Raw genomic sequence first — 13,303 nt, forward strand, 5'->3', positions numbered from 1 at the left:
TCTCCCTCAAGGGGAGAAGGATCAGCGGACGTCGAAGGCCAGCATCAGCGTCTTCTGCGCCGGATTGGCGTTGTCGTCGGACAGGATGTAGAGGCGCACGCCTTCGCCCTTGGCTTCGGCGGCGATCCCTTCGAAATTATCCGTCAGGCCCGGCAGCTTCAGCTCGACCAGCACCGGTCCCAACGTCCCGCCGGCGTCCATGCGGCGCACCCGCGCGCGCACGTTGAAGGGCGGGCGCCACGAACGCTGCACCGCGAACCAGCCGTCGCCGCCGGGATCGCGCTCCAGTCCGGTCAGCCGCCAGCTGTCGGCGGGCGGCGTCGGCTCGACCACGGTGCGGCAGCTTCCCGGCGAACAGTCCCACACGCCGCCGTCCTCGCCGCCGACACGCCAGCCGCCGGGCGCCGTCGCCAGGCCCTCCATGCCTTCATTCGGCGAAAAGTCCGCCGCCGGATACGCCCGCGCTTCGGGGCGGGCGTGCAGGCCGTCCAGCGGGCCGTAGCTCCAGATGCGGTGCTCGCGCTCGAAGCTGATCAGCACCTCGCCCTCTTCGGTCAGGGCCAGCCCCTCGGCGTCGCCCGCGACCTTGTCGATGATCGGCTCGCCCTCGGCCGTGGTCAGCCGGCGCACCCGCAGATCGTGCAGCCCTGACAGCTTGCCGTCCGCATCCAGCTCCAGCCGCCCGCGCACCAGATCGCCCGAATCCGACACGGCGACGAAGCCGTCGTCGCCGGTCAGCTTCAGGTCCGACAGGCCGTGCAGGCTGGAGGCGGGCGCCGCGATCAACTGCACTCCGCCCGCATAGCGCACGCCCTCGGCCAGTCTGGCGCCGCCCGGCCAGCCCAGGCCGACCTGCCGCGTCGACCCGCCCGCCGGCGCCCAGCCGTCGGCCGTCGCTTCGGGCGTCCAGGGATGAGATGAGACCGCCGCCCCGGCGCAGGCGGCCAGGGCGAGGGAGATCAGGGCGGCGACATAGAGGCGACGATTCACGCCGCGCGCTTGTGCGGAACGCGCCCGCCCTGGCCGCCGAGTCTTTGGCCGCTGACGGTCTTGGGCTCGGCCTCGAACAGTTCGGCCAGCTTCTCGGTCATGGCGCCCGCCAGTTGTTCGACATCGACGATGGTCAGGGCGCGGCGATACCAGCGGGTCACGTCGTGGCCGATGCCGATGGCCAGCAGTTCGACCGGGCTGCGCGTCTCGATCTTCTCGATCACCTGGCGCAGGTGCTTGTCCAGATAGAGGGCGGCGTTGGCCGACTGGGTCGAGTCGTCGACCGGCGATCCGTCCGAGATGACCATCAGGATCTGCCGCGCCTCGGGCCGGGCCAGCAGGCGGTCATGCGCCCACTCCAGCGCCTCGCCGTCAATGTTCTCCTTCAGCAGACCCTCGCGCATCATCAGGCCCAGGTTCTTCTTGGCCCGGCGCCAGGGCGCATCGGCGCTCTTGTAGATGATGTGGCGCAGGTCGTTCAGGCGGCCGGGATTGGCGGGCTTGCCCGCGCTGATCCACGCTTCGCGGCTCTGCCCGCCCTTCCAGGCGCGGGTGGTGAAGCCCAGGATCTCGACCTTGACCCCGCACCGCTCCAGGGTCCGCGCCAGGATGTCGGCGCAGACCGCCGCCACCATGATCGGCCGCCCGCGCATCGAGCCCGAGTTGTCCAGCAACAGGGTCACGACCGTGTCGCGGAAGGGGCTTTCGCTCTCCATCTTGAACGACAGGGGGCTGGTCGGGTCGGTGATGACGCGGGTCAGGCGCGCCGTGTCCAGCATCCCTTCCTCGAGATCGAACATCCAGCTGCGGTTCTGTTGCGCCAGCAGGCGCCGCTGCAGCTTGTTGGCCAGGCGTGAGACGACGCTGCCCAGGGTCGACAACTGGGCGTCCAGCAGGGCGCGCAGCCGGTCCAGCTCCATCGGATCGCACAGTTCGGCCGCGTCGATGATCTCGTCATAGGCGGTGGTGAAGGCGTGATAGACCTCGACCGCCCGGCCGTCGTCCTGGGTCTGCTGATGGTTGGGGCGATCCCCCTCGCTCAGTTCCGGGGCGTCTTCCTGGCCCTCTCCGTCCGGTTCGCCGGGGGTGCCGTCGGGGCGGGCCTGACGTTCGTCCTCGGCGGAGGAGTCGTCAGCCGTGCCGTCCAGGGACTCGCCGCCGTCGCCGCCGTCCTGTTCTTCTTGCTCGTCCGGATCGGCCTCGTCCTGATCGGGCTTGTCGGCGTCATCCTCGCCGTCCTCCTCGGGCGAGTCGCCGCCGTCGGCGTCGCCGGGGTCCAGGTCCAGCGCGCGCAGCAGATCCTTCATGCGCGCGCCGAAGGCCGCCTGGTCGTCGCCCAGGGCGGCCAGGGCGTCCAGCTCGGCGCCGGCCTTGGCCTCCAGTTCGGCGCGGACCCGGTCCAGCATAGTCTTGGCGCCGTCGGGGGCCGGCTCGCCCGTCATCCTCTCGCGCAGCAACAGGGCGGCCGCCTCGGCCACCGGCACCTGAGCCGCCTCGGCGCGCAGGGCGCCGGACTTCTCCAGCCGGGTGACCAGGGCGGAGTCGAGGTTGCGCCGCACGCCCTTCAGCTCGCGCGCGCCGACGGCCTCGACGCGGGCCTGTTCAACGGCGTCGAAGACCTCGGCCGCATTCATGTCGACCGGGCGCAACTTGGCGTCCAGCGCCGGGTCATGGTTGGCCAGACGCAGCGCCAGCCGGTCCGCCTGGCCGCGAAGGGCGGCGCTCTCCGGCGCGGCCGGGTCGCGCGGCGGGTGGGGCAGGGTCAGCACGCCGTTTGACAGTCGCGGACCGTCGCTGCCGAAATGCACTTCCAGCTCAGCCTGTTCGGCCAGCGCCCTCGCCGCGTGCGACAGGGCGCGTTTGAACGTCTCGACGGGGGTCTCTGCAGCGGCCATGGGTCACACATAGACCATGCTGCGCCGGGGGGAAGGGGACGAGGCGTCCCAGCACGGCGATTCCGGGGTGGAAAGCCCTATCGCTCGGCCGAGCGCTCCATCCGCGCCAGAAGCTCCCTGAACACGGGCGCTTTTCGGTTGGCGTGTCAGCCCACCGGCCGTCCGCCGGGAGAGCGGTCTGCGGGCCGTTCGCCCCAGCGCGACCCCTGCATTTCGCGCAACATATCCGTCGACATGCGTTCGCGTTGGCTGCTGTTGACGGGTACCTTGCGGCAGACGCGTTGCTGGATGACGCTGCCCATGGCGCGCTCCCAGTCGCAGACCGTTCGCGTCGGACCGTTCGTGACCGACGGCGGCCGCGCCGAAATGGCGCGTGTGGGCGAACTGGCGGTGATGGGGGCGCGACGTTCGGCGGCCTCTGCATCGTCGTTCTGCATCGGCGCGCCGCTGAGAACCAGTAGGGCGAGGGTCGAGATCAGCATGGCGAAAACTCCATGGGGAACATCAGACTGTCACCATGCGGGCAATCGAATGAAGTTACAACGTTGTTCTTTCAAAGGCTCCGCTTGTGATCAACGGGGCTTGAGCCGTACCCGCATGACGCCGCCGGGGCCGACCTCGACGTCGAAGCGGCCTGTGGCGCGGACCAGTTCGGACAGCTTGGCGTGGCCGTAGGTGCGCTGGTCGAAGTCGGGGTAGGTGTTGCGCAGGCGGTTGGCCACGCCGCCGATGTTGACCCAGCCGTCGCCGTCCTCGTCCATGTCGGTGATGGCGGCGGCGATCAGGGCGGCCGCTTCGGCGGGTTTGCGTTCGGCGGGGGGCGCGGCGTCGGCGTCAGCCTCGGCAGCGGCCCTGCCGGTCAGGTTCTCGGTGTAGATGAAGCGGGTGCAGGCCTGGCGGAAGCTCTCGGGCGTCTTGCGCTCGCCGAAGCCGTAGACCGGCACGCCCTGTTCGCGGATGCGCGCCGCGAGTCGGGTGAAGTCGCTGTCCGACGACACCAGGCAGAAGCCGTCGAACCGCCCCGAGTGCAGCAAATCCATCGCGTCGATGACCAGGGCGATGTCGCCTGAGTTCTTGCCCTTGGTGTTCTGGAAATTTTGCTGCCACTGGATCGCCCAGCGGGGCAGGACGTCGATCCAGCCGCGCAGCGCCGGGCTGGCCGCGTCGCCGTAGATGCGCCGCGCCGAAGCTTCGCCCAGGGTCGCGATCTCGGTGAACAGGGCTTCGGCGATGCGGGCCGAGGCGTTCTCGCCGTCGATCAGCACGGCCAGGCGCGGGGCGCGGGCGGCGGGGTTGAAGGCGTCGGTCGGCATGAAGGCTCCGGCGAGGGGAGGAGAGGGGGCGAAGGCTCGCCCCGGCCGCGCTCGGGGTCAACCGCAAAGGAAAACGGCCGACGGGTCGCCCCGCCGGCCGTCTTCATGTCCGGCCTGGTAGGAAGCGCTTACTGCGCCGTCTTCGGCGCCTCGGCGGCGCGCACCTCGACCGGCAGGCCCAGGGCGTCCAGCTGCGGCTTGACCACGGCGGCGTCGCCGACCACCACCCAGACGAAGCGCGACGGCTGAATGGCGGCGCGGGCGGCGGCGTCCATCTGCTCAGCCGTCAGGGCGTTGATGCGGCCGGCCAGGGTCTCCTGATAGTCATCCGGTCGGCCGAACAGGGCGTTCGACCGCAGGGCGTTCAGCACCTGGAACGAGGTCTCATAGCTGCCCGACAGGGCGCGGGTGTCGCCCAGGACGGTGCGCTCGCGCTCCGCCGGGGTCACGCCGTCGGCGCCGAGGAAACGTTCGTACTGGCCGATCAGGGCGGCGATCGACTCGCCCGTGCGGTCGGCCTGGACCGGGGCGTTGACGATGTAGGGGGCGCTGTTCTGCAACTGACTGATCGTGCCGCGCACGCCGTAGGACCAGCCCTTGGTCTCGCGCAGGTCGGCGTTGATGCGCGACAGGAAGTCCGTGCCCAGCACCGTATTGGCCGTGGTCAGGGTCAGGATGTCGTCCGTCCCCGACACCGGCAGCACCTGGCCGCCGTAGATCAGCGACTGCGGCGACTGCGGCCGATCGATCAGCACCACCCGCGCCGAGGTCTGCGGCAGGGCGGCGTCGAAGCCCTTGACGCCCTTGGCCGTCGTCGGGGCGCGCCAGTTTCCGAAGGCGGCCTCCAGTTGCGGCCTCAGTTCCGCCAGCGGCAGGTCGGAGACGACGAACAGCCTGGCGTTGTCCGGGCGGATCCAGCGGGCGTGTTCGGCCGCCAGATCGTCGCGCGTCAGGCCGCGGATCACCGCCTCGTCGCCCGAACCGCCGAACGGGCGGCCGTAGGGGTGGCTCTCGCCGTAGATCAGCGGGGGCAGGGCGCGGCCGGCGATGGCGGCGGGCTGGGTCTTCTCATTGGCCAGGGCGGCCAGGCGCGTGGCGCGCAGGCGCTCGATCTCGGCCGGGGCGAAGGCCGGGTTGCGTACCACGTCCGAGAGCAGGGCCAGCGACGGCTGCAGATTGGTCGTCACCGCCGACAGATTGGCCACGGTGCGGTCCATCGACGAGCCGACGGAGACGCTGGCGCCCAGACGCTCCTGCGCCTCGGCCAGGGCCTTGGAATCGCGCGTCGTCGTGCCTTCCTGCATGACGTTGAGCATCAAGGTGTGGGCGCCCAGCCGGTCGGCGCGGTCGGCCGCGACCCCGGCGTCGAACTCCAGCGCCACGCGGGTCACCGGCACGGTGGTCGAACGAGCGTAGACGATCTCGATCCCGTTCGACAGGGCGGCGCGCTCCACCACCGGGAAGTCGACGTTGGAGACCTGGCCGATGGTCGGGGCGGCGTCGCGGGCCACGCGCTGGATCGGCTCGGCCGGAACCGGGGTCGCGCCCGAGGGGGCGGCGGCGGCCTCGGCGTAGGCTTCACGCTCGCCCGGCATGACGATCTGGCCGTAGACGGGGCGGCTCAGCCACTTCTGCAGGGCGGCCTGGACCTGCGCCGGGGTCACCGCCGCATAGGCCGCCAACTCCTTCTTGTAGAAGTCCGGATCGTTCGAATACAGCTGCCCCTCGGCCAGGACCGAGGCCTTGCCGTTGGCGGTTTCCAGCCCCTGGATGCGCTGCGAGGCGTAGCGGGTGACGACGCGGTTGATCTCGTCCTGCGTCGGGCCGTTGGCGATCAGGTCGGCCAGCACCTCATCCATGCGCCGGGCCACGGCGTCCGCGTCGGCGCCCGGCTTGACCATGGCGGAATAGCTGAACATGCCGACGCGCTGGAACACCTGATTGCCGGCCGAGACGCTGGAGGCCGTCTGCTCGTCGCGCACCAGCACATTGTCCAGGCGCGAGCTGGCCAGGCCGCCCAGCACCGAGGCGCCGACGCTCAGCGGCACGGAGTCCGGATCGCCCAGGCCCGGCACCACCCAGGTGCGGCTGATGCGCGTCTGGGCCACGCGGTCGTGCAGCACCTGTTCGACCGGCGCCGCCAGGGTCGGCACGGGGGCCGCCGCCGGGGTGTTGACCGGGCCGCGCGCGATGGCGCCGAAATACTTCTCGGTCAGTTCGCGGGCCTTCGCCTCGTCGATGTCGCCCGACAGGACCAGGACGGCGTTGTTCGGGCCGTAGTTCTGGCGGAACCAGTCGCGCACCGTCTCCATGCTGGCGGCGTCCAGGTCGGCCATCGAACCGATAGTCGAGTGGCGATAGGGGTGCCCCTCGGGGAACAGGGCTTCCAGCGTGGCGTAGTAGGTCATGCCGTAGGGCTGGTTGTCGCCCTGACGCTTCTCGTTCTGGACGACGCCGCGCTGCAGATCCAGCACCTCCTGGCTGACCTGGCCCAGCAGATAGCCCATGCGGTCGGATTCCAGATACAGGGTGTAGTCCAGCGCCGGGGTCGGCACCGTCTGGAAATAGTTTGTGCGGTCGAACCAGGTCGTGCCGTTCAGGCTGGTCGCGCCTGCCGCATTCATCGTCTGGATGTGGCTGGAGGGCGAGTTCTCCGACCCGCCGAACATCAGATGCTCGAACAGGTGCGCAAAGCCGGTCGAGCCCTTGGGTTCGTCCTTCGATCCGACATTGTACCAGACCGACACGGCGACGACGGGGGCCTTGCGGTCCTCGTGGACCAGGACGGTCAGGCCGTTGTCGAGCTGGAAGCGCTTCCACGGAATGTCGACGCGGGCGATCAACTCCGACACCGGCGCCCCGCGCAGGGGCTCGGCCTGGGCGGCGGTCACGGTTGCGGCGGTGGCCGCAGGCGCGGCGATAACGGGCGTGCTCACGGCCAGCAGGGCGGCGAGCGCAACGGAAGAGGCGGCAAGGCGCATGATGTTTTCAGTCCCCAACGGATCATGTTGAGGCGGACCTTAACCGCGCACGCGTCTCCGGCAACGCGACACATTGTTGTATGAAGAATTCTTCATATTCGCCGGCGCGCCCGGCCTGCTCCAGGCCTGCTTTCTAGGTTGCGCCAAGCTTCAGCAACGCCCTTAGCGCGTCGCCGTCGCCGATCTCGCCCTCAAGGGCCGCATGTTCCCGGATCCAGACCGGTGTCGCCTTGCCGAGCGCGTTGCGGCCTGCGTCGGTCAAGGCCACCCGCCGTCCGCGTCGGTCTTTCTCGTCTACGGCTATGGTGACCAGGCCAGCGCGCTCCAACGGTTTCAAATTCGCGGTCACGGTTGAGCGGTCCATCGCCAGCAGTTCGGCCACGGCGCCGATCGTCGGCGGTTCGGGCCTGTTCAGTCCGTTCATCAACGAGAACTGGCCGCTGGTGATCCCATAAGGTCGAAACGCCTCGTCGAACCGTCGGGACAGGGCCCGCGCAGCGCGCTGAGCGTGCAAGCAAAGGCAATGATCTCGAATATGCAGTGTCTGAGAAAAGGCGGTCGGCGGGTTTGACATGACTGAAATTATGTTGATATCAAACTTTATGTCAATGCTCGGCGGCGACGTCGAGAGCCAGGACAAGCTGAAGGAGCATCCCATGATCCAGGTCACGGCGTTCAAGTGGGTGCCTGACTTCGCCCAGGGTTCAGTCCGCGACATCCGCGTCCGCTGGGCGCTGGAGGAGGCAGGCCTCGGGTATGATGATCGGCTGATTGGGTTTGAAGACCAGTCAACGCCCGCATACCGGTCCCTGCAGCCTTTCGGCCAGGTTCCCGCTTACAGCGACGGCAAGGTGCAGATGTTTGAGAGCGGGGCCATTGTTCTGTGGATCGCGCAGAATTCGTCTGAACTCATGCCTGACGACCTCGCCGGACGTGCGATGGTCATGACATGGCTCTTCGCCGCCATGAACAGCGTCGAACCTCTTGTCGCCGAACTGGCCGGGATCGATTTTTTCAACGCCGACAAGGCTTGGGCGAAGGAGCGCCGACCAGAGGTTGAGGTCGCCTTGCGCGGGCGGTTGAGCGACCTGCAGGACGCACTGGGGGATCGGCGATGGTTCGCCAACGACCGCTTCAGTGCGGCGGACATCCTGATGGCGCACGTGCTGCGGGACCTGCGTCACACGGACGTCGTCGCCAGCTTCCCTGCGCTATCCGCCTATGTTACGCGCGCCGAGGCCCGCCCTGCGTTCAAGCGCGCGCTCGCTGATCAGTTGAGGCCATTCGGCGAGTACGAGGCGATTCAGCGGGCCGCTGTGTAGGTTGAAGGCGGCCCGTCGCCGGGCTCGTTCAAAGCGTGGGCTGGGGGCCTCTTGCCTCAATCCTCGTCCATCTTCAGCGCGGCGATGAAGGCTTCCTGCGGGATCTCCACCTTGCCGAACTGACGCATGCGCTTCTTGCCGGCCTTCTGCTTCTCCAGCAGCTTCTTCTTGCGGGTGGCGTCGCCGCCGTAGCATTTCGACGTCACGTCCTTGCGCAGGGCGCGCACCGTCTCGCGGGCGATGATCTTGCCGCCGATGGCCGCCTGGATCGGGATGGTGAACATGTGGGGCGGGATCAGCTCCTTCATCTTCTCCACCATGCCGCGGCCGCGCGTCTCGGCGCGGGCGCGGTGGACCAGCATCGACAGAGCGTCCACCGGCTCGGCGTTGACCAAGATCGACATCTTCACAAGGTCGCCGACCTTGTAGTCGGTGATCTCATAGTCGAACGAGGCGTAGCCCTTCGAGATCGACTTCAGCCGGTCGTAGAAGTCGAACACCACTTCGTTCAGCGGCAGCTCATAGACCACCAGGGCGCGCGCGCCGACATAGGACAGCTCGATCTGGTTGCCGCGGCGGTCCTGGCACAGCTTGATCACGCCGCCGAGGTATTCGTCGGGGGTCAGGATGGTGGCCTTGATCCACGGTTCGCTGATCGTCTCGATCTGCATGACGTCCGGCAGGTCGGCTGGGTTGTGCAGGTCCATCTCGGTCCCGTCGCGCAGGCCGATCTTGTAAACGACCGAGGGGGCCGTCGCGATCAGGTCGAGGTTGAACTCGCGGCTCAGGCGCTCCTGGATGATCTCCAGGTGCAACAGGCCCAGGAAGCCGCAGCGGAAGCCGAAGCCCAGGGCGGCCGAGGATTCCATCTCATAGGTGAAGCTGGCGTCGTTCAGGCGCAGCTTGCCGATGGCGGCGCGCAGGTCCTCGAAATCGGCGGCGTCGACCGGGAACAGGCCGCAGAAGACCACCGACTGGACTTCCTTAAAGCCCTTCAGCGGTTCCGCCGTGGGCTTCTTCTCGTCGGTTATGGTGTCGCCGACGGCGGCGTGGGCGACTTCCTTGATCTGGGCGGTGATGAAGCCGACCTCGCCGGGGCCGAGCTGCTCGACCGGGGTGTTCTTGGGCAGGAAGACGCCGACGCGATCGACCAGATGGGTCGAGCCGGTCTGCATCATCTTGACGCGCATCCCGGCCTTCAGCACGCCGTCGAACACGCGCACCAGCAGCACCACGCCCAGGTAGGGGTCGTACCAGGCGTCAACCAGCATGGCCTTCAGCGGGGCGCTGATGTCGCCCTTGGGCGCCGGCAGGCGTGCGACGATGCCTTCCAGCACGTCCTCAATGCCCAGGCCCGACTTGGCCGAGCATTCGATGGCGTCCGAGGCGTCCAGGCCGATGACGTCCTCGATCTGGGCCTTGACCCGCTCCGGCTCGGCGGCCGGCAGGTCGATCTTGTTCAGGACCGGGACGATCTCGTGGTTGTTGTCGATCGCCTGATAGACGTTGGCCAGGGTCTGGGCCTCGACGCCCTGCGAGGCGTCCACCACCAGGATCGAGCCTTCGCACGCGGCCAGCGAACGCGACACCTCATAGGCGAAGTCGACGTGGCCCGGCGTGTCCATCAGGTTCAGGACGTAGGTCTCGCCGTCCTTGGCCTTGTAGTTCAGGCGCACGGTCTGCGCCTTGATGGTGATGCCGCGCTCCTTCTCGATGTCCATGTTATCAAGGACCTGTTCCGACATTTCGCGCGCGGTCAGGCCGCCCGTGAACTGGATCAGGCGGTCCGACAGGGTCGACTTGCCGTGGTCGATGTGGGCGACCACCGAGAAGTTGCGGATGCGTTCGATAGGGGGCGTCGTCATGGTTCGGCGCGCGTAGCACGGCTGGAGAGATTGCGCCACGTCAGCCGTATGGCGGCCTCTGGGCGAATAATGACGTGGTCGCCCGAAAAAAGTCACGACTTCGCCAACTTTATTCCGGGTGACGTTTTGATCAAATGAAAGGCCGCGCTGCGCCGTAGGCCGGACTTGCCACTCCATTTGATCGAATTTCCGCCCGGCTGACGGTCGTGCTGCAAGAATTCTCTAGAAAAATCAGAGGTTCTCTTCAGGGGAACGACGGCTGTCATCCGACGATTTGGGCCTTCGGAGGTGGAGGAGCCTCCTTTGAAACCCTTTTGATTGGAGGCAAAGAAATGCGTGCCAAAATGATGACGTCCGCTGCGGTCCTGGCTGGAGCCCTCGCCTTTGCGGGCATGGCCCAAGCCCAGTCCTCGAGCGGGCCGAACGGCGCGGTCGGCGGCAATACTTCGGCGACCGATTCCTACAACAGCGGCGGCAACAGCACGGATGTGGATCTGGGCGTCGCGGACTCGTTCAACACCGATAATTCCACCGACCTCGATGTCGGCATTTCGGATTCGCTGAACGATAATTCGGATAATTCCACCAACACCAACCTGGAGTTGGGTGTTTCGGATTCGTTCAACGACAACTCGGATAACTCGACCAATACCGAGGTCGGCATCTCCGACTCGTTCAACACCGACGCCTCGACGAATACCGACAACTCGGTGAACACCAACCTGGAGTTGGGGGTTTCTGATTCCTTCAACGACAATTCGGTGAATGACTCGGGCAACGACAACTCCACCAACATCGGCAACATCCGCGTCTCCCTGAACATGCAGGAACTCAGCGCCAACGTCAGCGACCTGAGCTTCGACATGTCGGAAGACGGCCAAGGCCCGCAAAACGGCCGGATCCGCACGGGCGACATCAACCAGAGCGGCGGCGCCTTTGCAGGCTTCGCCGGCATCCAGACGGTGAGCAACAACACCGGTCTGGCCTCGGTTGGTCAGGCGGCCACGGCGATCAGCGCCAACGCCAACGTCACGTTCGGCGGCGGCGGCAACTAGGCCTTCGTTTTCGGCGGCCGGTTCTCCGGCCGCCGAACTTCTTCCTGGGAGGGAACCATGCTCAGCCTTCTGTCGACCCTGGCGCTGCTGGGGGCGGCCGATCCGAATTCGGCCTCTCCGCCGTCGCCCCCTCCGCCCTTGATCATCATTGCGCCGACCCAGGCCGACTCCTCGGCTGCTGTCGCGGGCGCTCCGCGTTCGCTGGCGGTTGAGGAATTGGACGCCCTGCACGGCCGCCAAGGCGCGCCATCCGTCCTCATCGCCAGCGACCAGCTGCTGCAGGCGACGAACAGCGGAAACAGCGTCAACGCCAATACGGTCACGACCGGCGCCATGCGCATCGACGCCAACGCCTTTTCCGGCTTCAACGGCATCGGCAACTTCGTCATGAACAGCGGCAACAACAACAACCTGCAAGGCGCGATCACGATCAATATCGTGACGACGGCGCCGAACCCGTGACACGCTGGACCGCCCGGTTTCCGCCCGGCCTGGGGCTGGCTGTCGGGGTCAGCGTCGCGGTCCTGTGCGCGCCCTCGGCTCAGGCTGAGATTCTGCTGAACAACGGCCCGGCTGCAGGGCGGCTGAAGGTGGTCAGCTATCGCGACCTGCCGTTCCGCACAGTGGTGCGTCAGCAGTATGATTTCAGCTGCGGTTCGGCCGCTCTGGCCACCCTGTTGCGGCACCACTACGGACGTGATGTCGGCGAGGCTCAGATTTTCCGCGCCATGTTCGCCGACGGCGATCAGGAGACCATTCGCCGCGTCGGCTTCTCCCTGCTGGACATGAAGCGGTATCTGGATGCGCGGGGCTATCCCGCCGACGGCTTCCGGCTGAGCCTGGATGAGCTGATCGAGATGAACGCCCCGGCGATCGTGATGATCGACACCGCCGGCTACAAGCATTTCGTCGTCTTCAAGGGCGACGACGCGGGGCGCGTCCTGGTCGGCGATCCGGCCCTGGGGCTGAAGATCTATTCGCGCGACCAGTTCACCGACATGTGGAACGGGGTCGCCTTCGTCGTCCGTCAGCCGGCGGACACCTTCAACGACGCCGAGGAATGGCGCGTGTGGAACCGGTCTCGGCCGGGGCAGGCGCTGCAACCCATGTCCCTGGCGGAACTGACGCGGGAGTTGCCGCCGCTCTATCAGGTGACGACGCGGTTCTCCCTCGATCCCTATCTGAGGTGACGCCATGCGACGCGCGCGATCCAGCCTCCTTATGATCATCAGCCTGGCGGCGCCGATCTGCTTTGCGGCGCCGGCCGGGGCCCAGTCCGCCGCCTTCGCCGCCGAGCTAGCGGGCGGTCCCCTGTCGGAGCCTTCGGGCGCGCCGCTGCAAGCGTCGGCGCCGCCGGCGCTGACCGTGAAGGTCTCTTACGGTCCCCGGATGATGACGGACGCCGACATGGCCGAGGCGCGCGGGGGCTTCATGACGGTGGCGGGCTTCACCTTCGGCTTCGGCGTCGTGGTGCGCTCCTACGTCAATGATCAACTGGCCCTGCAGACCCAACTGACCTGGACGCCGACCGGCGCCATGACCGAACAGGTCCAGCACAACGTCCCCGGCGTCTCCGACCTGGCGGGCGCCATGGCCGGCCTGATGGCGGGCGGCGTTGATCTTCGCGGACTGAACAACGCCGGCGGCGTGGCGGTGATCGACGGGAACGGCGCCACGGCCATCCTGCACAACATCACGACCAGCCAGTTGCAGAACCTCATCATCAACAACGCCGACAACCGCGACATCCGTCAGGATATGGAGTTGAATCTGGTCCTGCCCGACCTGGGGATGATCCAGACCAACAGTCAGCGGTACAACTATGGCTCCAACATCGCCCGCGACATCGACTGGGCGGGTCTTCGGAGCCCCGGCGGCTAGG

12 protein-coding genes are annotated in these 13,303 nt (G+C 67.4%); 5 read left to right on the top strand and 7 right to left on the bottom strand.

Translation table 11 applies throughout. The annotated features are described in order from the left end of the window. Positions 1–21 precede the first annotated feature (21 nt). The 6 genes from ACWIDZ_RS13965 to ACWIDZ_RS13990 all read right to left on the bottom strand — a co-directional run bounded on the left by ACWIDZ_RS13965 (position 22) and on the right by ACWIDZ_RS13990 (position 7,849). Positions 22–990 (bottom strand): esterase-like activity of phytase family protein, encoded by a 969-nt coding sequence (locus ACWIDZ_RS13965; RefSeq protein WP_453989771.1) that lies wholly within the window; start codon positions 988–990, stop codon positions 22–24. Further along, a complete protein-coding gene (gene cobT / locus ACWIDZ_RS13970) occupies positions 987–2,885 on the bottom strand; it encodes a cobaltochelatase subunit CobT (protein ID WP_453989769.1) in 1,899 nt (632 codons plus the stop codon). The genes ACWIDZ_RS13965 and cobT overlap by 4 nt, the downstream gene beginning before the upstream one ends. Before the next feature lie 146 nt (positions 2,886–3,031). Next, on the bottom strand, positions 3,032–3,367 hold the full coding sequence (locus ACWIDZ_RS13975) for a hypothetical protein (protein WP_343831706.1): 336 nt from the start codon (positions 3,365–3,367) through the stop codon (positions 3,032–3,034). Positions 3,368–3,457: 90 nt separating this feature from the next. After that, entirely contained in the window at positions 3,458–4,198 is a 741-nt protein-coding gene (locus tag ACWIDZ_RS13980; RefSeq protein WP_343831707.1) for an NYN domain-containing protein, read from the bottom strand. 128 nt (positions 4,199–4,326) lie between these two features. After that, a complete protein-coding gene (locus ACWIDZ_RS13985; RefSeq protein ID WP_453989766.1) occupies positions 4,327–7,179 on the bottom strand; it encodes a M16 family metallopeptidase in 2,853 nt (950 codons plus the stop codon). A gap of 133 nt (positions 7,180–7,312) precedes the next feature. Next, complete coding sequence (locus ACWIDZ_RS13990) at positions 7,313–7,849, bottom strand: MarR family winged helix-turn-helix transcriptional regulator (protein ID WP_453989894.1); 537 nt, start codon at positions 7,847–7,849, stop codon at positions 7,313–7,315. Here ACWIDZ_RS13990 and ACWIDZ_RS13995 point away from each other — a divergent pair. Next, positions 7,836–8,501, top strand: a complete 666-nt coding sequence (locus ACWIDZ_RS13995) for a glutathione S-transferase family protein (RefSeq protein ID WP_453989764.1) — start codon at positions 7,836–7,838, stop codon at positions 8,499–8,501. The genes ACWIDZ_RS13990 and ACWIDZ_RS13995 overlap by 14 nt on opposite strands. A gap of 56 nt (positions 8,502–8,557) precedes the next feature. Here the strand turns inward: ACWIDZ_RS13995 and lepA are convergent, their stop codons facing one another. Further along, positions 8,558–10,366: a translation elongation factor 4 gene (gene lepA, locus ACWIDZ_RS14000; RefSeq protein WP_312218833.1), complete on the bottom strand. Its 1,809-nt coding sequence runs from the start codon at positions 10,364–10,366 to the stop codon at positions 8,558–8,560. A 206-nt stretch (positions 10,367–10,572) separates the two neighbouring features. Between lepA and ACWIDZ_RS14005 the strand changes: the two genes are divergently transcribed. Genes ACWIDZ_RS14005 through ACWIDZ_RS14020 form a run of 4 tightly spaced genes read left to right on the top strand, consistent with a single transcriptional unit; the run spans position 10,573 to position 13,302 of the window. Further along, complete coding sequence (locus ACWIDZ_RS14005) at positions 10,573–11,421, top strand: hypothetical protein (protein ID WP_453989762.1); 849 nt, start codon at positions 10,573–10,575, stop codon at positions 11,419–11,421. Between the two features lie 57 nt (positions 11,422–11,478). Further along, positions 11,479–11,883 (top strand): hypothetical protein, encoded by a 405-nt coding sequence (locus ACWIDZ_RS14010; RefSeq protein WP_346486225.1) that lies wholly within the window; start codon positions 11,479–11,481, stop codon positions 11,881–11,883. After that, positions 11,880–12,611, top strand: coding sequence for a C39 family peptidase (locus tag ACWIDZ_RS14015; protein ID WP_453989760.1), 732 nt, complete (start codon positions 11,880–11,882; stop codon positions 12,609–12,611). The genes ACWIDZ_RS14010 and ACWIDZ_RS14015 overlap by 4 nt, the downstream gene beginning before the upstream one ends. Before the next feature lie 4 nt (positions 12,612–12,615). Then, complete coding sequence (locus ACWIDZ_RS14020) at positions 12,616–13,302, top strand: hypothetical protein (RefSeq protein ID WP_453989758.1); 687 nt, start codon at positions 12,616–12,618, stop codon at positions 13,300–13,302. The last annotated feature ends 1 nt before the right edge of the window (position 13,303 follow it).

It is taken from the genome of Brevundimonas sp. NPDC055311, assembly GCF_053645695.1.